Here is a 21,185-nt window from a genome sequence, read left to right as displayed (position 1 = left end):
GCCCGCCCGGGGATGCCGGGCGGGCCGTCGTCGTGGTGGCCGTGGCCGTGGCCGTGGCCGTACGAACCGGGTCGGCCGGTCAGTTGTTCTGCGAGGCGTCCGCGTCCGCCTGCGCGGCGGCGCTCTCGGCGGCGTCCAGCTTCGCCTGCATGTCCTGGGCCTGGCCGTCCACGGACGCCGACTGCTCCGCCTTGGGGTGGTCCGCGCCGCCCCCGCAGCCGGTCAGCAGCAGGGCCGCGCCCAGGGCCAGGGCTGCGGCGACGGCGGCGGTGCCGCGGCGGCCGGCGCTCACTTGGACCCCTGGGCGGCGCACCAGGTGGAGACGGCCTTCAGGTCCTCCTGGCGCTTGGTCAGCGTCGGCAGCAGGCTCTTGCGGAAGGTCAGGCGGTCGTTCAGGTACGTGTCGATCTCGGCGTGGCCGGCGCTCTTGGCCTCGGCGACGCGCTGCTGGAGCCGGGCGATCGAGCCCGGGACGGTGGCGTCCCCGTTCAGCCGGGTGAGGGCGGCGCTGATGCGGGCCTCGGTCTTCGGCAGGTGCTTGCAGATCGCCTTCGCGCCGTCGCCCTTCGGGGCGGACTTCGCCGAGGAGGCGGGGCTCGGCTTGGAGGCGTCGGCCTGCGCGGGGCCGGCCGACAGCAGGGCTCCGGCCAGGGCGACGGCGCCGATCGCGGCGGCGGTCCTACGGTTCGGGAGCATGGTGGTATCCCCTTCGGTGCGACGGGCCGGTGCGTGAGCGCTGCCGGCCGGGCACGACGCTAGGGAGCGTTTTTGTGGATTCCTTGTGACCCCACGATCCGCCCTCCAGGGGTGCCGGACCGGCGCCGGACCGCGGCCCGTTCAGTGGTCGCGGGAGATCCAGTCGCGGCGCACGGGAAGCCTCAGGGTCGGCTCGTCAGCGGAGGCCAGGGGCAGGCGCACCTCGAAGCGCGCGCCCCTTCCGCCGGGCGCGTCGCCGAGGGTGACGGTGCCGTGGTGCAGGGCGGCCTGCTGGGCGACCAGGGTGAGCCCGAGGCCGGAGCCGGGGCTGCCGGGCCGGTGGTGGAAGCGCCGGAAGACGGCCTCGCGTTCGGCCGGCGGCACGCCCGGCCCCTCGTCGTCGACGGTGAGCACGGCGCAGCCGCCCCGGGCCCGCAGCCGGACCGTGATCCGGGGCGGCTCGCCGGGCCGGTGGCCGTGCACCACCGCGTTGCGCAGCAGATTGGCCAGCATGATCTTCAGCCCTGAGTCCCAGCCGAAGACCCGGAGTTCCGCCGGCAGCTCCGCGTCCAAGTGCGCCTCGCCGTGTCGGCGGGAGGTCTCGCCGACGGCCGCGTCCACCAGCTCGGCGAGGTCGAGCGGGGCAAACGCGGAGACTTCCACCAGGTCGCCGAGGGCCAGCATCCGCAGTGCGGTCAGCAGTTCGAGGAGCCGGGCGTGGTCGCTGCGCAGGTCGCGGACCACCTCGGCGCGTTCCTCGGGAGGGAGGTCGGGGTGGGCGGCCAGGACGTCCAGGTCGGTCTGCATGCTCATCAGCGGCGTGCGCAGCTCGTGCGAGGCGGCGGAGGAGAAGGAGCGGGCGGTGTCCAGCGCCTGGGCGGTACGGGCCGCCTGCTCGTCGTAGCGGGCGAGGAGCTGGCCGATCGCCGCGGACAGCTCGTCCACCTCGGCGATCTTCACGGGAGCGCCCGCGAAGGCGGCCGCCCCCGCCGCCGGGTCGAGTTCGGCGGCCCGGCGGCTCAGCCTGCGTACGGAGACGGTGGCCCGTCGGGCCAGCCCGTACGCGAGGAGCCCTGAGACCGGGGCGGCCAGGAGGGCCACCAGAAGCACGCGGCGGCGTACGACGGCCAGCTGCGGGTCGGTGGCCGAGGCCGGGGTGTAGAGCCACAGGTTGCCGGGGGCGGCTCCGGTCACCGGCATGCTCAGCACCCGCCAGGCACGGCCCTTGGCGCGGACCGTGACGGGGCCGTCGGGGGTCTGGTCCGGCAGCTTCACGGCCTCGGCGGGCTGCGGTCCGCCTTCCAGGACGATCGCACCGTCGCCGCTGCGGACGCGGATCCCGGTGTCGAGGGCGTCGCCGAGCACCTTGCGGTGCTGGTTCTGCTCCGCTTTGGTCCGGCCGTTGTGGTCGGCGGTGAGCAGGGCGCGTACGTCGGGCAGGACCGCGGAGGCCCGGTCGTGCAGCCGTGCGTCCTGCTGCTGGCGCAGGTCGCGGCTGACGAGGCCGAGTACGAGGAGGCCCGCGGCCAGGACCAGCAGGGGCATGACCACGGTGACCGAGAGCGCGATGCGGGTGGCGAGTTTCACGGGGCGTCCCGGCCGTCGGGCACCCGCAGGACGAAGCCGACCCCGCGGACGGTGTGGATCAGCCGGGGGCGTCCGCCGTCCTCCAGCTTGCGGCGCAGGTAGCTGACGAAGGTGTCGACTGCGTCGGTGCGCACTTCGAAGTCGTAGCCCCACACCCGGTCCAGGAGCTGGTCGCGGGTCAGGACGATGTCGGCGTTGCGCACCATGGTGGCGAGCAGTTCGAACTCGCGCCGGGTGAGGTGGACCTCGGTCCCGGCGTTGCGGACCCGGCGGGTGGCCTGGTCCATCTCCAGTGGTCCGGCGCGCAGCACGTCCCGGTCGCTGCGTGCCGGGTTGCGCCGCAGCAGGGCGTGCAGGCGGAGCACCAGCTCCTCCAGGGCGAAGGGTTTGACGAGGTAGTCGTCGGCGCCGGCCTGGAGCCCGGCGACGCGGTCGGCCAGTTCGTCCAGGGCCGACAGCATCAGGACCGGGGTCTCGTCGCCGCGCTCGCGCAGGGTGCGGCAGACCTCCGTGCCGGTGAGGCCGGGCATGGAGACGTCCAGGACGAGGACGTCCGGGGGGCGGGCGGCGAGGGCGGCGAGGGCGGTGGGCCCGTCCTCGGCGAGGAGCACGGTGAAGCCGCTGAGGCGCAGGCCGCGCTCCAGCGAGCGCCGGATGGCGGCGTCGTCGTCCGCCACCAGCACCACTGCCGTGGTCGTACCGCCTGCCACCCTGTCTCCTTCCGGCCCCGGTCCCCGCCCGGTTGGGCCTGCGGGACCCGGCCGACCCTCTCACGGCGGCCGGACCGGCCGGAAGGCGGGTCCGGCCGAGGCGGGTCCGGCCGGGGAGGCGGGTCCGGCCGGGGAGGCCACCCCTACGTCAGGCCGCCCTTACGTCAGGCCGATCTCCGCGCAGGCGGCACGGAGCTTCTCGGTGCAGATCTCGGAGACGGTCCAGACTCCGTCGACGACCACGGTGGACCTGACGTTGTCCCTGGTCAGCGCCGTTCCGGGGACGAGGACCGAGCGCACGTCCCTGCTGGTCGGGCTGTCGACGAGCTGGTTGACGATCCCGTCGATCTTCTCTCCGACGGCGAGGTTGACGGCCATCTCCGCCGCGGCGGCGGCCTCGGGCGCGTACCGCTTGTAGACGGTCATGAACTGTTCGCCCGCGACGATGCGCTGCACGGCGGCCAGTTCGGCGTCCTGGCCGGTGACCGGGGGCAGGGGGGAGACGCCGGCCGCCTTGAGGGCGGTGATGATGCCGCCGGCCATGCCGTCGTTGGCGGAGTAGACGCCGACGATCTTGCCCTTGCCGAGCGCCGTGAGGGCGGCCGTCATGTTGGTGTGGGCGTTCTCCGGCTTCCATTCGACGGTGTCGTACTCCCGGCCGACGGTCACCTTGCCGTCGAGGACGGAGTGGGCGCCGGTCTTGAACCCCTTGGCGTTCGGGTCGGTGACCGAGCCGTTCATCATGACGATCTGGCCGTCCTTGGCCTTGTCGCCCAGCGCGTCGAGGAGCGCCTTGCCCTGGACCCTGCCGACGTCCTCGTTGTCGAAGGAGGTGTACGCGTCGATCGGGCCCTCGGCCAGGCGGTCGTAGGCGATGACCGGGATTCCGGCGGCCTTGGCCTTCTTGACGGATTCGGCGATGGCCTTGGAGTCGACGGCGTCGATGATGAGGGCGTTCACCTTGTTGGTGATCATCGCGTCGACCTGGGCGCTCTGGGTGGCCGCGTTCTGCTTGGCGTTGGCATAGACCACTTCGCCCCTGCCGCGCGTGAGCTTGGCGACTTCCTTCTCGATCAGCGGCTTGTCGAACTTCTCGTAGCGTGCGGTCTGGTTCTCCGGCAGCAGGAGACCGATCTTGACCGCGTAGCCCTTAGCGGAGCCGCCGGGTCTGCCATCGCCTTCGTCCGAGTCGCCGCACGCCGTGAGGGAAACGGCGAGGGCGACGGAAGCAGCGGCGGCGACGGCGGCCCGACGGCATATGTGCGTGTTCATGAGATAAACCTCCCTGACGGGGCCGTGTCCGTGCGGCCGAGGTGGACGCAGTCAACTGGGCACTCTGAGCAACGTCAAGGAGTGGATTCTTATCGAGATGGCAACGTTGCCAAGACGTCAGCGCTTCAACTTTTGAAGTCGAAGCCCTGCCGCTGGGTCAGGCGGCGGCCTTGCGCGGCGCCCTGGAGAGGGCCGCGCACAGGAGGGCCCCGAGGGCGAACCCGTACCCGGCGACCAGGCCGTGACCGTTGTCCTGAGCAGCCCACATGGCGAGGCCGAGCGCCGGGACGGCGGCCGCGAGGGCCCGCTCCTTCGCGCTGCCGGAGCCGGCCACGAGCCGGCCGGCGAGGGTCGCGGCGAGGAAGTACGTGGCCCCGGAGCTGCCGGCGAAGTTGCGCGGGTCGGTGGCGCCGTCCGCGCCGGAACCGATGCCGAGCAGCGGGTCGAGGTGCTCCGGCAGCAGCACCCCGGCCAGGAAGAGGCCGAGGGTGGGCCCGCCGCCCCACACCCGGTGGGCGAGCACGGCCACCAGCGCGAGCGTCGCCACGTTCCACAGGGCCCCGAAGGCGCCGCCGTTCTGCATGAAGACCGAGGTGAGCACCCTCCACCAGCCGGTCTTGGCGGGGTCGTGGTCCAGCGCCGCCATCGCGCCGGGCCAGGACAACTGCAGGGCCACCCCACCGACTGCCAGGGCGGTCAGGACGACGGCGGACCACGGGAGGGGGCCGCGGCGCAAGGAGTCGCCCCCGCCCGCCGCGGCCACACCGACCTTGACCATCAGCACCATCAGCGCGGCGGTGGTCATGCCGAACACCAGCTGGCCCATCCCCGGGTCCCCCGTTTCCAACACTGTTCGAAAGTGATGGGCCGAGGTTAGCACGCATTTTCAAACGGCGTTCAAAACCCTGGTACGGTTTTCCCATGAAGCTCACCAAGGAGCGGATCGTCGACGCGGGCATGGCCGTCTTCGCCCAGGCCGGCTACCACGGACTGTCCATGCGACAGGTGGCGGAGCGGCTGGACGCCCACGCGGGCAGCCTCTACTACCACGTGCGCAACAAGGACGAACTCCTGACCCTGATGGCCGACCGCGTCTGCCACCGGGCCCACGCCGCGGGCACCGCCGCCCTGGACGCCCTCCCGCCCGGCGCCACCTGGCAGCAGTCCCTCGCGGCGCAGGCCACGGCCCTTCGCCGGACCATCCGCGAACACCCGGGCGGCGCGCTCCTCCTGGCCGACAGCCCGAAGGCGCTCAGCACCGGCGGGCTGTCGCTGATGGAACGCCTCCTGGAGACCTTCCACACCGCGGGCCTGTCCCCCGAGGACAGCGCGGTCGCGGCCGACACGCTGCTGAGCCACGTCACCGGCTTCGTCCTGCAGGAGAGCACGCAGCACCGGGTTCCCGCCGTCTCGGCCGAGCTCCACGCCGAGCTGTGCGCACGCTTCCCGCTGATCATGACCACGCTGCCCCGGTGGAGCGAGGACGAGAAGTTCGAGCGGAGCATCGCACTCCTGTGCACCGCCTTCGCCTCCCGCGCCCGCTCCTGAGTCACTTCACCGAGCCGGCCATCACGCCCTGGACGAAGTGGCGCTGGAAGGCGAAGAAGACGATCAGCGGGACCACCAGGGACAGGAACGCCCCCGGTGCGAGGACGCCGATGTTGCTGCCGAACTGCCGGATCTGGGACTGCAGGGCGACCGTGAGCGGCTGGGAGCCGCTGTCCGCGAAGAGCAGCGCGACGAGCATGTCGTTCCAGACCCAGAGGAACTGGAAGATGGCCAGGCTCGCGATGGCCGGCCGGCCGAGCGGCAGGACGAGCCGGGAGAAGATCCGCCATTCGCTGCCGCCGTCCATCCGGGCGGCCTCGAGCATTTCGCGCGGTATCTCGGCGAAGTAGTTGCGCAGCAGGAACACGGCGAACGGCAGACCGTACGCGACGTGGAAGAGGACCACGCCCGGAATCGTGCCGAACAGCCCGATCGCGCCGAACAGTTTGGCCACGGGCAGCAACCCGATCTGCACGGGGACGACGAGCAGCCCGACCACGACCAGGAAGATGCCGTCCCGGCCGGGGAACTCCAGCCAGGCGAAGGCGTATCCGGCGAGTGCCGCGATGCCGACGACGAGGACGGTGGCGGGCACCGAGATCAGGACGGTGTTGCCGAAGGCCGCCGCGATGCCCGAATCCTTCAGCAGTGCACCGTAGTTGTCGAGGGACAACCGGGAGGGGTCGGTAAGCGCGGTCCACCAGCCTGCGGAGGCGTTGTCCCGCTCGGAGCGCATCGAGGACAGGAACAGCCCTGCCAGAGGGGTGATCCATACCAGGGCGACCAGGATCAGTACGGCCTGGACGGCCGAGCTGCCGAGCAGGCGCCGCAGCCGGGGCGGGCGGCGCGGTCCGGGCGGCGAAGGGACGGCCGGCGCGCCCGGGCCGGCGGGCCTGGTCGCCCCCGTGCGCGGAGGCCGTCCGCGCTCGACGGTGGTGTGGCTGCTCATGCTCCGCTCCTTCGGAAGCGCCGGATGTTGAAGACCATGGCGGGGACCACCAGCAGGAGGAGAACCACGCTGAGCGCACTGCCCAGCCCCTGGTCGTTGCCGCCGCCGAAGGAGACCAGCCACATGCGGGTGGCCAGGACGTTCGCCTCTTCCTGGACCGGTCCGGGCGCGATGATGTAGACGAGGTCGAAGACCTTCATCACGTTGATCACCAGGGTCACGAAGACGACCGTGAGCACCGGTGCCAGCAGCGGAACGGTGATCTTGCGGAAGATCTGGCCCTCGCTGGCGCCGTCCATCCGGGCGGCCTCCAGCGCGTCGCGCGGGATGGCCGAGAGGCCGGCGCCGATCAGGACCATCGCGAAGCCGGTCCACACCCACAGGTACGCGCCGATGATGGCCGGTGTCACCAGCGCCGGGCCGAGCCAGTCCACGCCCCGGTAGGGGGCCGCGAAGTTGGCGGCGGGCAGCCGGACGGTGTACTCGCCGTCGGCCAGTCCGGTGAGGCGGAACGATCCGTCGTCGGCGGCGGTGGCGGTCGCGGCGACCCGCCCGTCCCGTACGGCCTCGACGGTCATGCCGGGCAGGCCCTTCTCGCCCGGGTCGACCGTGCCGGGGGTGCCGGCGCCGCCGGGGGCGAAGTCCAGGTAGACGAGGCCGGTGATCGAGCCCGCGCCGGGCGTCGGCGCGGCCGCGGCCCGGGCGTCGGCCGGGACGGCCTCGGGGGCCACCCCGACGAGGCCGAGGCTCACCGACCCGCCGGGGCGGACGGTGCGTTCGGTGCTGTACGGGCCTCCCGGCCGGCCCGCCAGCCCGTGGTGTTCACGGGCGCGTGCTGTCGGGTAGGCGGCGGAGTCGTGGAAGGCGTCGTGGACTGCGACGACCGCCGCGTTGAGCACGCCCCGGTCCGGGTTCTGCTCGTAGGCGAGCCGGAAGATGATGCCCGCGGCGAGAAACGACACGGCCATCGGCAGGAAGAGCACCAGCTTGAAGGCGGTCGCCCAGCGCACCTTCTCGGTGAGCACGGCGAGCAGCAGCCCGAGGCCGGTCAGGAGGGTCGGGGCGACGACGACCCAGAGAGTGCTGTTGCGGATCGCCTTGAGGGTGGCCGGGTCGCGGACGATCGCCGCGTAGTTGCCGGCTCCGACGAACCGGTCGCCGCTGGCGTCGAAGAGGCTGCGGCCGATGGAGAACACGACCGGGTAGACGACGAGCGCACCGAGCAGCAGCAGGGCCGGCAGGACGAAGACGACCGCGAGGCGGCGTTTCCTCCTCAGGGCCCGGCGCCGCGGGTCCGCCGCGGCCCGGGCGGTCAGGGTGGCGGTGGCGGTGTCAGCCATGGTGGGCCGCCTCAGTTGCCGTAGGCCTTGGCGGCCTCGGCCTCGAGCTTGGCGGCCGTGCCCTGCGGGTCCGAGGGGTCGCGCAGGAAGTCCTGCAGGAGCTTCCACTCCCCCGCGCCCTTGGTGCCGCCGAAGGCGGCCGGGGCCTGGTCGGACATGTCGAAGCGGACCGAGTCGCCGGCCGCGACGAGTGACTGCGCGGTGGCGCGGGCGGTGTCGTCGCCGTACGCGGAGAGGTCGACCTTGGTGTTCGGGGACAGGAAGCCGCCCGCGCCGGCCCAGACCTCGGCCGCCTCGGGGCTCGCGAGGAATTCGAGCAGCTTCATGCCCGCCTTGGTGTTCTTGCCCTGCTTGAGGACGACGGCCGCGTCGCCGCCGCTGACGACCGGGGCCTTGCCGCCGTCGACGGCCGGGAACGGGAAGAACTTGGCGTCCTTGCCGGGCGTCTTGCCGAACTGGTCCTTGGCGACGCCGCCGACGAAGTCTCCCTCGTAGACCATGCCCGCCTTGGGCTCGGGGCCGAAGACCCGCTGGACGGAGGAGGGGAAGTCGGTCTGCAGGGCCGTCTCGGCGCCGCCGGCGACGAGCTGCTTGTCCTTGAACAGCTCGCCGAGGGTGGTCAGCGCCTTGACGACGCTGTCGTCGGTCCACTTGAGCTTGTGCTGGGCGAGCTGGTCGTACTTCTCCGGTCCGGCCTGGGAGAGGTAGATGTTCTCGAACCAGTCGGTGAGGGTCCAGCCGTCCTCGCCGGCTATCGCGAAGGCCGGGCGGCCGGAGTCGGCGAGGGTGCGGCCCGCCTTCAGCAGGTCGGCGTAGCTCTTGGGCTCGCCGACGCCGGCCTGGGCGAAGGCCTCGGGGGCGTACCAGACGGTGGACTTGTGGGCGGCCTTGAAGTACAGGCCGTAGTAGGTGCCGTCGACGGTGCCGTAGTTCTTCCACACGGGGGCGAGGGTGGACCCGGCCGTGGTGGCGGCCCCGTCGGACAGGGGCTGGAGCCAGCCCGCCTTGGCGAACTGCTGCAGGACGCCCACCTGGGGGACCATCACGACGTCGGGCGCATTGCCGCCCTCGATCTTGCTGCCGACGAAGGTGGAGACGTTGTCGCCGGAGGGGACGAAGACCGTCTTGGCGCCGGTCTTCGCGGTGAAGGCGTCCAGGACCTTCTTGAAGTTCTTCTGCTCGCTGCCGGTCCAGACGCCGGCGACGGTCACGGTCTGGCCGCTGAGTTCGCCGCCGGATGCGGGTCCGGTCGTACCGCCGCCGCAGGCGGTGGCGGCGAGGGCGAGGAGGAGGGCTGCGGACGTGGCGGCCGCGGTGCGTCGGGGCGTGGTGCTGGGTCGTCGCATGAGGGGTTCCCTTTCGAGGAGGTCGGGAGCTGCGAACCGGCGGCGGAGGGGCTTGGCAGGGACCGCGCCGGCGGGGGCGGGTTCAGGGGGTCGGGCAGTCCGCCGTCCACCAGGCGGCGGTGGCCGGCGGCAGCACACCGTCCGGGCAGGGCCCGCTGGCGAGCAGCGGGAGCCCGGCGACCGGGGCGGGTGCGGGCTCCGTGCCGAAGTTCACGGCGCAGACCAGGCCTTCGCCGCGGGCGATGGCGAGGACCTGCGGGGGCGCTTCCAGCCAGCGCAGGGTGCCGTCGCCGAGCTGCGGCAGGCTGCGCCGCAGCTGGAGGCCCTCGCGGTAGAGGTGCCAGAAGGAGCGGGTGTCGGCGACGGCGCGGTCGGTGGCGTGCTCGGCGAACCAGGCGGGCTGCGGCAGCCACGGCATGGCGCCGCCCGCGCCCTGGCTGAAGCCGAACGGGGAGGCGTGCCCGGACCAGGGCAGCGGCACGCGGCAGCCGTCACGGATGTGCTTGCGGCTGCCCGTGCGGTGGAAGATCGGGTCGGTGAGGACCTCGTCGGGCAGGTCGAGGACCTCGGGGAGGCCGAGCTCCTCGCCCTGGTAGACGTACGCGGCGCCGGGCAGGGCGAGCATCAGCAGGGCCGCGGCGCGGGCGCGGGCGGCGCCCAGTCCGCTGCCCTCCACGCCGGGCTCGCCCGCGTAGCGGGTGACGGTGCGGACCTGGTCGTGGTTGTTGAGGACCCAGGTGACGGTGGAGCCGGTGCCGGCGATGTCGCGGATCGCCTCGGTGATCGTGGAGCGGAAGGCGTCCGCGTCCCAGGGCGCGCTGAGCAGGTCGAAGAAGAACGCCTGGTGCAGTTCGTCGGGGCGGACGTACTCGGCGTGCTCGCGTGCGGTCGGTACGGACACCTCGCCGACCAGCAGCCGCTCGTGGCCGTCGCGGGCGGTGTACTCCTCGCAGACCGCGCGCCAGCGGCGCCACACGCCGTGCACCTCGGGCTGGTTCCAGGCGAGCTGGTTGACGGCGTCACGGGCCCGTTCGTCGGCGCCGGGGTCGTCGGAGTCGGGCAGGTCGGGGTGCTTGAACAGGCCGGCGGCGACGTCGATGCGGAAGCCGTCGACACCGCGGTCCAGCCAGAAGCGCAGCACCTGTTCGAACGCGTCGCCGACGGCCGGGTCGCGCCAGTTCAGGTCGGGCTGCTCGGGCGTGAAGAGGTGCAGGTACCACTCGCCGGGGGCGCCGTCGGGGCCGGTGGTCCGGCTCCAGGCGGGCCCGCCGAACATGGCGCGCCAGTTGTTGGGCGGCTCCGCGCCGTCCGGGCCGCGGCCGGGGGCGAAGTGGAACCGGGAGCGGGGGGCGCTGCCCGGCTCCGCGGCGAGCGCCTCGCGGAACCACGGGTGCTCGCTGGAGCAGTGGTTGGGGACGATGTCGAGCAGCAGCTTGAGCCCGAGGCGGCGGGCGTCGGCCACCAGCCGGTCGAACTCGGCGAGGTCGCCGTATACGGGGTCGACGTCGCAGTAGTCGGCGACGTCGTAGCCGTGGTCGTGCTGCGGGGAGGGGTAGAAGGGGCTGAGCCAGATGCCGTCGACACCGAGCTTCCGGAGGTAGGGGAGCCCGGCCCGTACGCCGGCCAGGTCGCCGATGCCGTCCCCGGTGCTGTCGAGGAAGCTGCGGACGTAGACCTGGTAGATCACCGCGTCGCGCCACCAGGGGTCAGGGGTGGTGGCGTTGCGGGAGGGGTGGCCGATGTCGGCCGGAAGGGTGCTGAGCATCTCGCGTCGACCTGTTTCTGCTGAATGCGAGAGCGCCCTGATCAGGTGCGCTGTCAGGTGCGCTGTTATGCATGCATGTTAAGTAGGGGTGACTGGAAGGTGTCAACGATGTGCCTGGAAACAGCCCAAAGCTGGGGTGGTTTGTACCGAGACGTCCCCATGCAAAGCAAAGGGCCTCTACTTAACATGTAAGTAGAGGCCCTTCGGGCGTGCCGGGGCGGGAGGAGGCGAAAGCGGTGTGGTCAGCCCTTGCGGGAGATGGCTGCGAGCTCGCGCGTGAGTCGCGCCACCGCCTGCTCGGGCGTCTGGCGCCCGGCCAGCAGGTCCTGCGCCACGGCCTGCACGGCGAGGCTCACCTGGTCGTAGCGCGGGCTCTTGGGGCGGGGCACCGCCGACAGCACGCTCTGGCGCAGCGTGGGCAGGTACGGGTGGGCGCGGACCAGCTCGGGGTCCTCGTACAGTGCGGCGCGCACCGGCGGCAGCGCGCCCCGGGTGAGGACCTGCCGCTGGACGGGTTCGCTCGTGAGGTAGGCGATCAGATCGGCCGCCGACGCGGGATGGCGGGCGTGGCTGCTGACCGCGAGGTTGGAGCCGCCGAGCACGCTGGCACCGGGCCCGTCCGGGCCGGGCAGGGGCACGGCGCCGAACCTCCCCGCCACCTCGGACCCCTCGGCGCCGGCATCGGCGTACACGTAGGGCCAGTTCCGCAGGAAGAGCAGCCGGCCCTCCTGGAACGCCCGCCGGGACTCCTCCTCCTTGTAGCCGAGCGCCTCGCGGGGGATCCAGCCGTCGCGCACGCCGTCCGCGAGGAAGCGCAGGCCGGCGCGCGCGGCGTCGGAGTCCACGGCCACGTGCGCGCCGTCGTCCCGCAGGACGGAGCCGCCCGCCGAGTGCACGGCCTCGGTGACGTTGACGGTGAGCCCTTCGTACGGCAGGAACTGGCCGGCGTAGCCGTCCATCCCGTACTTGGGAGCGAGCGTGCGGGCCTGGCGGGCCAGTTCGGCCCACGTGCGCGGCGGCGCCTCGCCCTCCCGGTCCAGGATGTCCTTGCGGTAGTAGAGCAGGCCCGCGTTGGTGACGTACGGGACCGCGTACAGGCGGCCGTCGAAGGTCGCTGTGTCGACCACGGGCGGCAGGAAGGCGTCCAGCGGGAAGCGCCTCCGCTCCAGCGGGGCGATCCAGCCGGCCGCGGCGAACTCCGGGGTCCAGGCCACGTCGATGTTGAGCACGTCGAAGCGGTGGCTGCCCGAGCGCAGTTCGCTGATCATCTGGGCCCGGGTCTCGTCGGCCGACTCGGGCAGTTCGACGAGGGTGACGCGCTCCCCGGGGTGGCCCCGGTTCCAGTCGTCGAGCAGGGGGGAGAGGTAGCCGGTGAGATCGCCGGCCGTCACGAGCGTCATGGGGCCGCGCGCCGCGGAGGCGGCCGCCCCGGAGTCGGCCGCTCCCGAGTCGGCGCGGACGCCGAAGCCGGCGTGGCCCGCCAGCACCACCGCCGCGACCAGGAGAGCTCTTCCCGCGGCACGCATCCACCGCATAGGTTCCTCCCGTGCACGATCCGGCCGCGCGCCGACCCGGCCGCCGAACATGAGGCCCTGAAACATTGGGGCCTATATATACCCGTTAGGCATGGGCGATACTAGAGGTCCAGGTGGGAAGGCCGGACGGCGCTGCGACTCGGCCCCTGCCCGGTGAACGGTTGACTACGGAGCGGGAAGGAAGGGGGAGCGAGTGCGGCTGCCGCTCCTGGCACTCCTCACCCGTGGCCCGGCCCATGGTTACGAGCTGAAGCAGGACCTTGAGAAGCTCCTGGGGGCCGCGTACCCTCAGCCGAACGTCGGGCAGATCTACGTCACCCTCGGCCGGCTGGAGAAGAGCGGTCTGATCGAGGGCGAGGACGTCGAGCAGTCGGGCCGGCCCAACAAGCGCACGTACCGGCTGACGGACGCCGGCCGCGAGGCCGTGCTGGCCTGGTTCGAGGACACCGCCGAGGAGCCGCGGGTACGGGACGAGTTCTTCATGAAGCTCGCCCTCGCGCCGCAGTCGGGTCTGGCCGACCCGATCGCTCTGATCAACAAGCAGCGGCGGCAGTACCTGAACACCATGCGGGACCTGTCGAAGCTGGCCGCGGCCGAGGACCGCGACAACAAGATCTCCCAACTGCTGATCGAGGGCGCCATGCTGCACCTGCAGGCCGACCTCGACTGGCTGGAACGCTGCCAGGAGGAGCTGGAATGAGCGACGCCGCCACCACCGCCGCCGCTCCTGCCGTGCCCGGGGCGCCCGTCGTGCCCGTCGTGCGCACCGAGGGCCTGACCAAGACGCACCACGGCGAGGGCGGGCCGGTGCACGCCGTGCGCGGGGTCGACCTGACCGTCCGGCCGGGCGAGTTCGTCGCCGTCACCGGGCCGTCGGGGGCCGGCAAGTCCACGCTGCTGCACCTGCTCGGGGGGCTCCAGCGGCCCGACGGCGGGGAGCTGTGGCTCGACGGGCAGCGGGTCGACGGGTACAGCGAGGCGCGGTGGGCGGTGCTGCGGCGCCGCAGCATCGGCGTCGTCTTCCAGTTCTTCAACCTGGTCTCGAACCTCACCGTCGCCGACAACGTGGAACTGCCCGCCCTGCTCGCCGGCGCCTCCCCGAGGGCCGCCCGCGACTCCCGCAGCGAACTCCTCTCCGAACTCGGCCTGGAGGGGCGCGAGCGGGCGATGCCCGGGGAGCTGTCGGGCGGGGAGCAGCAGCGGGTCGCGCTCGCGCGGGCGCTGGTCAACCATCCGGCCCTGCTGCTCGCCGACGAGCCGGCCGGCAGTCTCGACAGCAAGGGCACCCGCGAGGTGCTGCGGCTGCTCTCGCGGTTCCACCAGCGCGGCCAGACGATCGTGATGGTCACCCATGACGCCCGGATGGCCAGCGCCGCCGACCGCGTCATCAGCTTCTTCGACGGGCGCATCGCCGACGACGCACCGCTCGGCGACCGGCCGCTCGGCGACGGGCGTACCGGCAGCGGGCGGACCGGTGAGGGACGGACCGGCAGCGGGCGGCGGGGCGACGGGCGGCGCGGGGCGGCCGGCGGCGTGTCCGGCGTACTGGAACTGAAGGACTGACCGTGCGGGCCACGCTGCGCTGGGCGCACGCCGACTTCCGCGCGCACCGCGGCGAAGCCCTCTTCGTCGTCCTGGCCAGCGCCGGGATCATCGCCTCGCTCCTGCTGGCCGGCGCCCTGTTCAGCTACGCCGCACACCCGTGGCAGCGGATCTTCAACCAGTCCCGGGGTGCGCACATCTGGCTGCACACCCGCGGCGGGGCGCACACGGACGCCCTGGCCGGCCTGGACGGGGTCACCGCCGTCTCCGGGCCCTTCCGTACGGCGGCGGCCACCGTCGAATCGCGCGGGGCGCGGGCCGGGGTGACGCTGCGCGCCGCCTCGGCCGAGCCTCCGCAGACGGGGCGGCCGCTCCTCACCGCGGGCAGCTGGCTCGGCCCGGGCGACGGCGGGGCCCCCGAGGCCGGAACCGTGGTGCTGGAACGTTCCGTCGCCGGGGCGCTGTGGGCCGAGCCGGGCGACACGGTGCACGTCACCGGGCCGGACGGCGCCCTGCACGCCCTGCGGGTGAGCGGCATCGCGGAGGCGGCCGAGCCCCGCTACCAGCCGGGCGGCGCCCCGGGCATCGGCTGGGTGCCCGCCGCCGCCCTCGACGCGATCGCCCACGGGGACACCGGCCAGAGCGTGGGGCTGCGCCTGGCCGATCCGCAGGACACCGACTACCTCGTGCAGCGGGCCGTGACCGTCCTCGGTGCCGACCGGGTCGCCCGGGTCACCACGTGGCGGCAGGCGCGGGCCGAGGCCGGCGGCGACGACCGGCTCCTGGGGCAGATGTTCGCCGTGTTCGGGCTCGGGGCGCTCCTCGCGGCGGCTCTCGCCGCATCCGGCGCGATCGCCGCCCGCGTCCGCGGCCAGCTGAGGGACATCGCCGTCCTCAAGGCCATCGGCTTCACGCCCGGCCAGGTCGTGCGCGGCTTCCTCGTACAGCACCTGGCCTTCGCGCTCCTCGGCGTGGCCCTCGGCACCGCCGCGATCGCCCTGCTGGGCTCGCGGATACCGGGGCGGATCGGGGAGGCGGCGGCGCTGTGGCAGGGCCTGCCCGGCCACGGTGCGCTGATGGTCGGCGTCCCCTGCGGGGCGCTGCTGCTGATCGCGGCGGCCACCGGGCTCGCCGCCTGGCGGGCCGGACGCGTCCCACCGGTGCCGGTGGCCCGGGCGGCGCTGCCGTCCGCCGCGCCGCTGACCGCGCTCGGCAGGCGGGCCCTCGGGATGCGGATCTCCCCCGCCCTCGTCCTGGGGTGGCGTGCCGCGTTCCACCGCCGCGGCAGGACGCCGGCTGCGGTGCTCCGGCTGGCCCTGCCGCTGGCGCTCATCACCGTCGCGCTCGTGTCGTGGTCGACGCTGGACCAGTTCCGCAGCCGGCCCGCCGCCATGGGGCTGCCCGCGGCACTGACCGTACGGGCGGAGCAGCCGGCCGGGCCTTCGGACGCGGAGCTGGAGAAGACCCTTGCGGCGGTCCCTGGCGTGGCCGCGGTCCATCCGGGCGCGGAGACGGCGGCGCTCGTACCGGGCCAGACCGGCACCATCGCCCTCCGCGGGCTGGGCACGGCCGGGCGCCCGTACCCCTCCGCGGTGGTGGAGGGGCGCGCGGTCGAGGGGCCCGACGAGGCCGTGGCCGGGCAGGGGCTGCTGGATCTGCTCGGGGTCCGGGTCGGGGACTGGGTGCGGATGACCGTCGAGGGACGCCCCCAGATCCTGCACCTCGTCGGCCGCACCATCGAACCCGAGTCCGGCGGCCGCGTCATCACCACGACGCTCGACGCACTGCGCGAGGGCGATCCGCAGCTGCGGACCGGCTTCCACGCCGTGGAGCTGCGCGAGGGCGCGGACCCGCGGGCCGTCAGCAGCAGGCTTGCCGGGGCGGCGGGCGGCGCGCTGGAGATCCGGGAGACGCCCAATCCGGCGGACCGGCTGGAGCCCGCCCGCGCGGTGATCGCCGCCCTGATCGGGGTGCTGGCGCTGATCGGGCTGACCGAGCTGCTGACGCTGATCGGCACCGGCGTACGCGAGCGGGGCCGGGACCTGCTCGCGCTGAAGGCGATCGGGCTGACACCCCGGCAGATCGGGGCGGTGATCGTGACGGCCGCGGGGCTCACCGCGCTCGTGGCCGCCGTGGTGGGCACGGCGGCGGGAGCGCTGTCCGGTCGCTGGCTCGTGGACCGGCAGGGCGCCTCGAGCGGGATCGGTGCGGGCATCGCCCACCTGCCGCCCCTGCCCGCGCTGTCCGCGCTGGTCCTCGGGGCGGTCCTGGGCGCGGTGGCGGCCGCGGCCCTGCCGGCGACGCGGGCGGCGCGCAGCCGCCCGGCGGACTCCCTGAACGAGACCTTCTGAACCTACGCAGCCGCGGGCCCGGTGGCCGGCCGGCGTCGGGTGCGCAGGACGCGCCGGCCCAGCGCGCGCAGCAGGCGGACGTACGGTGACCAGCGGGCCGGTCGGGACACCGTGCCGGTGCAGGAGAGTTCCGCGCGGTCGAGGGCGTCCTCCAGGAGGGCGTCGTGCATCGGGCGCCAGAGCAGCGGCCAGGTGAGGCGGGCCGGGCCACCGGTGGTCATGGTGAGGGTGTGGTGGAGCACGGTGTGCTCCGGGCCGGCGGGCAGTACGGCCAGTTCGTGGAAGCCGTGGAAGCCCCGCGGCCCGGTGAAGGCGAAGCGGATCCAGCGTCCCGGCGCGTACCCGGCCACGGTGTAGCGCACCGGCCCGTGCCCGCCCGCCGCGCCGACGGCCAGCGGTCGGTCGAACTCCATGGGGGCCCAGGCCCCGCCCGGCCACAGCCGGTCGCCGTCCCCGCTCGCGAGGCCGTCGAGGAGGGCCCCGACCTCGTCCTCCGTCGCGGGCAGCAGGCGCTCGTGCACGTTGTGGACGCCCATGCGTCCTCCCTTCCGCTTCCCGAGTTTTGGAGAGCTCTCTCCAATAAATTGGAGGGTACTCTCTGTTTCATGGCGAGACCACCCCGCTTCGATTCCGATCTCCTCCTCGACGCCGCCGTGCGCCTCACCGCCGCCGGCGGACCGGCCGCCGTGACCATGTCGGCGGTCGCCAAGGCCGTCGGCGCGCCGAGCGGTTCGGTCTACCACCGCTTCGCCGGCCGCCCGGCGCTCCTCGCCGAGGTGTGGCTGCGGACCGTGGAGCGCTTCCAGGAGGGCTATTTCGCCGTCCTCGACGGCGACGCCGAGCCCCGGCGGGCCGCCTGCTCGGCCGCCCGGTATGTGGTGACCTGGAGCCGGGAGCATCCTGAGGAAGCCGCGCTCCTCCTCTACGGCGCGGCGGACTTCGGCCGCGCCGACTGGTCCGAGGAGCACCGGCGCCGCGCGGACGCGGGCAACGCCCGGGTGTTCGCCTCCCTGGCCGGCCTCGCCGGGGCCCTCGGGGTTCCGGCCGGGGACGCGCAGGGCCGGGACCGGGTGGCCCTGGCCCTGATCGACCTGCCGCTGTCCGTGGTCCGCCGCCACCTGCGCGCCGGCACGCCCCTGCCCCCACACGCCGAGGACCTCACGGAGGCGTGCACGACCGCATTGCTGGCACCCAACGGCTAGGAGTTGTCGTCGCGGTGCAAGAACCCCAGCGGAGGGACGACCCCGACGGCCCAATCCGCGTCGCCGGCCGTGTGGAGCCGACCTAGCGTTTTGGCTGTAGCTCCGACGTCGGAAGGAGAGAGACGTGGCCGACAAGAGCCTTTCGGAGGCCTTGGCCGGACTGACCGCCGAGGACATCAGCGTCGACGAGGAAGGCCGAGTCTCCGTAGAGAATCCGGAGGTCGCCAGGAGGATCTCGGAGGCCGTCAGCGATACGGCCAAGGCGGGCCCGACCAATAGGTCATGCAACCAGGGATGCAGGCCCAACGGTTCGCGGTGCCGTCCGAAGTGACGTCGAACTCGGGGCCATCTCGGGCCTGAGCGCTGAGACCCGGACGCGAGTACCGGTTCTCAGCGCGACGGCATTTCCGATGCACCCACGCGAAGAGGGAGTGCAGTGAACAGCAGCAGGAAATCCCACAGCAAAAGCGCGAAGCTCTTTGCAGACGAGCTCACTTCTTCGCTGCGCGATGACAGCCTGCACCTCATTCTGCTGCCCACGGAGAAATGCAACTTCAGATGCACGTACTGCTACGAAGACTTCTCGATCGGCAGGATGGGGCCTCAGGTCGTCGAGGGCGTCAAGCGCCTGATCGACCGGCGCATCGACGGCCTGCGCTCCCTCTCCGTCTCGTGGTTCGGCGGAGAGCCACTGTTGGCCCTGCCGGTGATCGAGGACATCTCCACTCATATCATCGAGCGCGCGGCCATGATGCCGGACCTGACGTATTCGGCCGACATGACGACCAACGCCTATTTGCTCGACCGTTCGACTGCGGAGCACTTGAGTCGGCTGGGGATCAGCGAACACCAGGTGTCGCTCGACGGACCGCAGCCCCTGCATGACCGGACGCGCGTGCAGGCAAACGGTGCTGGATCTTTTCACCGGATCTGGGAGAACCTGTTGGCGATCCGCGACAGCGATCTACCGGTCGGTGTCGTGCTCCGGGTGCACGTGACCCCGGCCAATGTGCACTCGATGCCGGACTTCTTGACCGAAATCCGGGAGGTTTTCCTGGGTGACTCGCGGTTCTCCGTCCTCCTCAAGCCAGTGGAGCGACTCGGCGGTCCGCGTGACGGAGAAATGGAAGTGATCAGTCACGACAGCTGGCCGGCCATCCTGGAGAATCTGGAGGGGATCGTTTCGCCCGAGGGAAGCAGACTCCCCATCCATCCGACGCCCGAGGTCTGCTACGCCTCCCGCCCCAACTCGCTGATGATCCGCGCCAACGGCATCGTCGGAAAGTGCACCGTCGCACTGACCGACCCGCGGAACGCCGTGGGGAAGATCAATCCGGACGGCACGGTGGACATCGACAACCACCGTTTCCGCACCTGGCTGCGCGGATGGGAAAGCCGCGATTGGGATGTCCTGAGCTGTCCTGCGGACGGGCTCCCCGGAACGGGAAGCGCGCCCCTTCAGCTCGGCCCCACCCGGCTCGTATCGGACACGTAGGTGTACATGGACAGAACACGTCGCCAGCAGGACGGTACGGTCAACGTCGACTTCATGACCGACTGTGAGCGTCAGCTCCGGACGCCCCTCGACGTCTGGGCGGGTGACCTTTCCTCCGGCCTGGAGTCCATCGGTCGTGACGGATGGAACCGAAGTCACGTGAAATCGGCCGCGGCACATATGAACCTGGCCGCTCTCGTGTTGGCCAACGCCGGCGACCTCGGTTCCGCCGAGCGACTCTGCCGCACCCAGTTGGCCTGGCTGGCACGGTTGGCATCGGAATCAGGAGACGTATCCGTTCTGGGAAGCGCCGTGCAGCCGTGGATCAACCTCGGGCGGCTCCGCGTACTGACCGGGAGAATCGAAGAATCCCTTCCCCACTTCCGCCTCGCCGAGCATGTGCGCGACCGGGAACCCGCGCGTCTCGGCCCGTGCCGCATTCACGCCGAGATGTGGCAGCCGCTGGTGGCTGCCGAACCGGACCTGCCCGAAGTCCTCTGGAACGTCTTCGTGCTGGACCAGCTGAAGGCCCATCTGCGATCCGGTGACCCGGACCGCATACTGTCCTCAACGGTCGCCCTTCGTGAGGCGGCACCGCCGGAGACGTACCAGTACATCGTCGAAGGTGAGATCATCGCCCTCCTCCGCTCCGGCCGAGCAGAGGACGCACTCCAGTCGGTGGCCCGGGCTGGACCTGCGACGACGTCCGGGGAGATCGCGTTCCTCCTGCACCGGATCGCTGCCGCGACCAGCCTGCGGCGGTCGGAAGACGCGCGACGACTCGCGACCGGCCTTGCGGCTTTCGTGACGCAGTCGGACGTTCCGTCTGACGAACCCGCCACCTTCCTCCGCCAGCTGAAGCAGTTGGCATACCTCCTCGAGCGGCTCGGAGAACCGCATTACGCGCTCGCGGTACACCTGCGCGGGATGAGGGCGTGCCATGAGCACATGGACGAACCCCTGTTCCTGGACTTCCTCGAGGGCGCGGTGCAACTGGCTCCGGAACACGCTTCCGCGAGTCAGTGGCGAGCCGCGCGAGAGGATCTCCTCGCATCGTCCCTGTATGCCGAGGTGCGCCGGAGGCGGGGCGCGGCCGCCGCCCTCGATCACCCGTCCCTCCGCGCATTGATCGTGTCGGCGGAAGCGGCGGCCACGCGAGTCGGGCCCTACGTGCCCGCAGTCTGAAGCCCGTCCCTCAGGGCCTGCGCCGCCTCCTTGGAAAGGCTCACCCGTACGAGGGCCGCCGCCAGCCGGGCGTGGTCCTTCGGCGGTACCAGCTTCCCGAGGCCTTCCGGCGTGTGCGGGAGCCCGAGGTCGGCGGCGGTCGCGCAGGAGCGCTCGTCGAAGAACGGGCGCAGCTCCGGCCACACGGCCTGGGCCTCCCGGCAGAAGATGTCCGCGCCCACCGGCCCGATCCTCGGCACCTCCTGCACGAGCGCGCGCAGCTGGGCGGTGTCGCCGGCAGCGGCCTCGCGGAGTCTTCGCAGGTCGCCGTGGAAGTGGTCGAGCACCAGCTCGGCGCCCTCGCCGAGGGCGGTGGCGGTGCTCTCGTCGTACCGGACGTAGTGCGCCCGCCCGAGGGCGTCCACGCGGTCCTGCCAGCGGGATCCGGCCATCGCCCGGGGCGTGCGCAGTCCGGCCGCGAACAGCTCCCGGGCGGCGGCGGTGGCCGTCTCCGCCCTGATCCGGATGGAGCACAGGACCGTGAGCACCAGGAGCTGGTACAGCGGGGCGGGCTTGTCGCGCAGGGTGATCCCGGCTTCGTCGGCGTAGGTCCGCCCGTGCTCGCGCAGCAGCGCGGCGGTCACCTCGGCGGTCCCCATCGCAAGCCCTCCGTCCTCCGTCCG

The 21,185-nt window shown here is 72.6% G+C and carries 21 protein-coding genes; 8 read left to right on the top strand and 13 right to left on the bottom strand.

Going from position 1 to position 21,185, the window contains the following annotated elements:
- Window positions 1-79: 79 nt before the first annotated feature.
- The 6 genes from ABZ924_RS26110 to ABZ924_RS26085 all read right to left on the bottom strand — a co-directional run bounded on the left by ABZ924_RS26110 (window position 80) and on the right by ABZ924_RS26085 (window position 5,091).
- Window positions 80-292, bottom strand: coding sequence for a hypothetical protein (locus tag ABZ924_RS26110; RefSeq protein WP_361914429.1), 213 nt, complete (start codon window positions 290-292; stop codon window positions 80-82).
- On the bottom strand, window positions 289-696 hold the full coding sequence (locus ABZ924_RS26105; protein WP_361914426.1) for a hypothetical protein: 408 nt from the start codon (window positions 694-696) through the stop codon (window positions 289-291). The genes ABZ924_RS26110 and ABZ924_RS26105 overlap by 4 nt, the downstream gene beginning before the upstream one ends.
- Window positions 697-837: 141 nt before the next feature.
- Entirely contained in the window at window positions 838-2,283 is a 1,446-nt protein-coding gene (locus ABZ924_RS26100) for a HAMP domain-containing sensor histidine kinase (RefSeq protein WP_361914424.1), read from the bottom strand.
- Complete coding sequence (locus tag ABZ924_RS26095) at window positions 2,280-2,993, bottom strand: response regulator transcription factor (RefSeq protein WP_361914421.1); 714 nt, start codon at window positions 2,991-2,993, stop codon at window positions 2,280-2,282. Before ABZ924_RS26095 ends, ABZ924_RS26100 begins: the two co-directional genes overlap by 4 nt.
- Window positions 2,994-3,152: 159 nt before the next feature.
- Complete coding sequence (locus ABZ924_RS26090; RefSeq protein ID WP_361914418.1) at window positions 3,153-4,265, bottom strand: substrate-binding domain-containing protein; 1,113 nt, start codon at window positions 4,263-4,265, stop codon at window positions 3,153-3,155.
- 157 nt (window positions 4,266-4,422) lie between these two features.
- Window positions 4,423-5,091 (bottom strand): hypothetical protein, encoded by a 669-nt coding sequence (locus tag ABZ924_RS26085; RefSeq protein WP_361914416.1) that lies wholly within the window; start codon window positions 5,089-5,091, stop codon window positions 4,423-4,425.
- 95 nt (window positions 5,092-5,186) lie between these two features.
- Between ABZ924_RS26085 and ABZ924_RS26080 the strand changes: the two genes are divergently transcribed.
- Window positions 5,187-5,813 carry a TetR/AcrR family transcriptional regulator C-terminal domain-containing protein gene (locus tag ABZ924_RS26080; RefSeq protein ID WP_361914413.1) on the top strand — a complete coding sequence of 209 codons (627 nt, stop codon included), beginning with the start codon at window positions 5,187-5,189 and terminating at the stop codon, window positions 5,811-5,813.
- Between the two features lies 1 nt (window position 5,814).
- Here the strand turns inward: ABZ924_RS26080 and ABZ924_RS26075 are convergent, their stop codons facing one another.
- The 5 genes from ABZ924_RS26075 to ABZ924_RS26055 all read right to left on the bottom strand — a co-directional run bounded on the left by ABZ924_RS26075 (window position 5,815) and on the right by ABZ924_RS26055 (window position 12,748).
- Entirely contained in the window at window positions 5,815-6,762 is a 948-nt protein-coding gene (locus ABZ924_RS26075) for a carbohydrate ABC transporter permease (protein WP_361914410.1), read from the bottom strand.
- On the bottom strand, window positions 6,759-8,102 hold the full coding sequence (locus ABZ924_RS26070) for an ABC transporter permease subunit (protein WP_361914407.1): 1,344 nt from the start codon (window positions 8,100-8,102) through the stop codon (window positions 6,759-6,761). Before ABZ924_RS26070 ends, ABZ924_RS26075 begins: the two co-directional genes overlap by 4 nt.
- 11 nt (window positions 8,103-8,113) lie before the next feature.
- On the bottom strand, window positions 8,114-9,448 hold the full coding sequence (locus tag ABZ924_RS26065; protein ID WP_361914405.1) for an ABC transporter substrate-binding protein: 1,335 nt from the start codon (window positions 9,446-9,448) through the stop codon (window positions 8,114-8,116).
- 82 nt (window positions 9,449-9,530) lie between these two features.
- A complete protein-coding gene (locus ABZ924_RS26060; protein ID WP_361914402.1) occupies window positions 9,531-11,213 on the bottom strand; it encodes a glycoside hydrolase family 13 protein in 1,683 nt (560 codons plus the stop codon).
- Between the two features lie 242 nt (window positions 11,214-11,455).
- The gene (locus ABZ924_RS26055; protein ID WP_361914400.1) at window positions 11,456-12,748 is read right to left on the bottom strand and encodes an ABC transporter substrate-binding protein; all 1,293 of its coding nucleotides are present in this window, start codon (window positions 12,746-12,748) and stop codon (window positions 11,456-11,458) included.
- Between the two features lie 193 nt (window positions 12,749-12,941).
- On the opposite strand from ABZ924_RS26055, the gene ABZ924_RS26050 reads away from it, so the two are divergent.
- Genes ABZ924_RS26050 through ABZ924_RS26040 form a run of 3 tightly spaced genes read left to right on the top strand, consistent with a single transcriptional unit; the run spans window position 12,942 to window position 16,641 of the window.
- The gene (locus ABZ924_RS26050) at window positions 12,942-13,448 is read left to right on the top strand and encodes a PadR family transcriptional regulator (protein WP_361914397.1); all 507 of its coding nucleotides are present in this window, start codon (window positions 12,942-12,944) and stop codon (window positions 13,446-13,448) included.
- Window positions 13,445-14,311 carry an ABC transporter ATP-binding protein gene (locus tag ABZ924_RS26045; protein WP_361914394.1) on the top strand — a complete coding sequence of 289 codons (867 nt, stop codon included), beginning with the start codon at window positions 13,445-13,447 and terminating at the stop codon, window positions 14,309-14,311. The genes ABZ924_RS26050 and ABZ924_RS26045 overlap by 4 nt, the downstream gene beginning before the upstream one ends.
- A 2-nt stretch (window positions 14,312-14,313) precedes the next feature.
- On the top strand, window positions 14,314-16,641 hold the full coding sequence (locus ABZ924_RS26040) for an FtsX-like permease family protein (RefSeq protein WP_361914391.1): 2,328 nt from the start codon (window positions 14,314-14,316) through the stop codon (window positions 16,639-16,641).
- A 2-nt stretch (window positions 16,642-16,643) separates the two neighbouring features.
- Here the strand turns inward: ABZ924_RS26040 and ABZ924_RS26035 are convergent, their stop codons facing one another.
- Window positions 16,644-17,177, bottom strand: a complete 534-nt coding sequence (locus ABZ924_RS26035) for an SRPBCC family protein (protein ID WP_361914388.1) — start codon at window positions 17,175-17,177, stop codon at window positions 16,644-16,646.
- A gap of 69 nt (window positions 17,178-17,246) precedes the next feature.
- Here ABZ924_RS26035 and ABZ924_RS26030 point away from each other — a divergent pair, with 69 nt between their 5' ends.
- The 4 genes from ABZ924_RS26030 (at window position 17,247) to ABZ924_RS26015 (ending at window position 20,523) form a co-directional block, all read left to right on the top strand.
- Complete coding sequence (locus ABZ924_RS26030) at window positions 17,247-17,843, top strand: TetR/AcrR family transcriptional regulator (RefSeq protein ID WP_361914385.1); 597 nt, start codon at window positions 17,247-17,249, stop codon at window positions 17,841-17,843.
- Window positions 17,844-17,967: 124 nt separating this feature from the next.
- Window positions 17,968-18,174 (top strand): hypothetical protein, encoded by a 207-nt coding sequence (locus tag ABZ924_RS26025; RefSeq protein ID WP_361914382.1) that lies wholly within the window; start codon window positions 17,968-17,970, stop codon window positions 18,172-18,174.
- 105 nt (window positions 18,175-18,279) lie between these two features.
- A complete protein-coding gene (locus ABZ924_RS26020; protein ID WP_361914379.1) occupies window positions 18,280-19,338 on the top strand; it encodes a radical SAM protein in 1,059 nt (352 codons plus the stop codon).
- Window positions 19,339-19,344: 6 nt separating this feature from the next.
- The gene (locus ABZ924_RS26015; RefSeq protein WP_361914377.1) at window positions 19,345-20,523 is read left to right on the top strand and encodes a hypothetical protein; all 1,179 of its coding nucleotides are present in this window, start codon (window positions 19,345-19,347) and stop codon (window positions 20,521-20,523) included.
- On the opposite strand, the gene ABZ924_RS26010 is transcribed toward ABZ924_RS26015, so the two are convergent.
- The gene (locus ABZ924_RS26010; protein ID WP_361914374.1) at window positions 20,505-21,161 is read right to left on the bottom strand and encodes an endonuclease; all 657 of its coding nucleotides are present in this window, start codon (window positions 21,159-21,161) and stop codon (window positions 20,505-20,507) included. The genes ABZ924_RS26015 and ABZ924_RS26010 overlap by 19 nt on opposite strands.
- Window positions 21,162-21,185: the final 24 nt, after the last annotated feature.

The sequence above is a fragment of the Streptomyces sp. NPDC046876 genome (genome assembly GCF_040645035.1).
Classification (GTDB): Bacteria; Actinomycetota; Actinomycetes; order Streptomycetales; family Streptomycetaceae; genus Streptomyces.
This window is presented reverse-complemented; position numbering and strand designations above follow the sequence as displayed.

Bases quoted from the DNA above. Each gene is read 5' to 3' on its own strand.
- ABZ924_RS26105 (WP_361914426.1), bottom strand. From the start codon at position 696: ATGCTCCCGAACCGTAGGACCGCCGCCGCGATCGGCGCCGTCGCCCTG.
- ABZ924_RS26090 (WP_361914418.1), bottom strand. From the start codon at position 4,265: ATGAACACGCACATATGCCGTCGGGCCGCCGTCGCCGCCGCTGCTTCC.
- ABZ924_RS26085 (WP_361914416.1), bottom strand. From the start codon at position 5,091: ATGGGCCAGCTGGTGTTCGGCATGACCACCGCCGCGCTGATGGTGCTG.
- ABZ924_RS26080 (WP_361914413.1), top strand. From the start codon at position 5,187: ATGAAGCTCACCAAGGAGCGGATCGTCGACGCGGGCATGGCCGTCTTC.
- ABZ924_RS26075 (WP_361914410.1), bottom strand. From the start codon at position 6,762: ATGAGCAGCCACACCACCGTCGAGCGCGGACGGCCTCCGCGCACGGGG.
- ABZ924_RS26070 (WP_361914407.1), bottom strand. From the start codon at position 8,102: ATGGCTGACACCGCCACCGCCACCCTGACCGCCCGGGCCGCGGCGGAC.
- ABZ924_RS26065 (WP_361914405.1), bottom strand. From the start codon at position 9,448: ATGCGACGACCCAGCACCACGCCCCGACGCACCGCGGCCGCCACGTCC.
- ABZ924_RS26060 (WP_361914402.1), bottom strand. From the start codon at position 11,213: ATGCTCAGCACCCTTCCGGCCGACATCGGCCACCCCTCCCGCAACGCC.
- ABZ924_RS26055 (WP_361914400.1), bottom strand. From the start codon at position 12,748: ATGCGGTGGATGCGTGCCGCGGGAAGAGCTCTCCTGGTCGCGGCGGTG.
- ABZ924_RS26045 (WP_361914394.1), top strand. From the start codon at position 13,445: ATGAGCGACGCCGCCACCACCGCCGCCGCTCCTGCCGTGCCCGGGGCG.
- ABZ924_RS26035 (WP_361914388.1), bottom strand. From the start codon at position 17,177: ATGGGCGTCCACAACGTGCACGAGCGCCTGCTGCCCGCGACGGAGGAC.
- ABZ924_RS26030 (WP_361914385.1), top strand. From the start codon at position 17,247: ATGGCGAGACCACCCCGCTTCGATTCCGATCTCCTCCTCGACGCCGCC.
- ABZ924_RS26015 (WP_361914377.1), top strand. From the start codon at position 19,345: ATGGACAGAACACGTCGCCAGCAGGACGGTACGGTCAACGTCGACTTC.
- ABZ924_RS26010 (WP_361914374.1), bottom strand. From the start codon at position 21,161: ATGGGGACCGCCGAGGTGACCGCCGCGCTGCTGCGCGAGCACGGGCGG.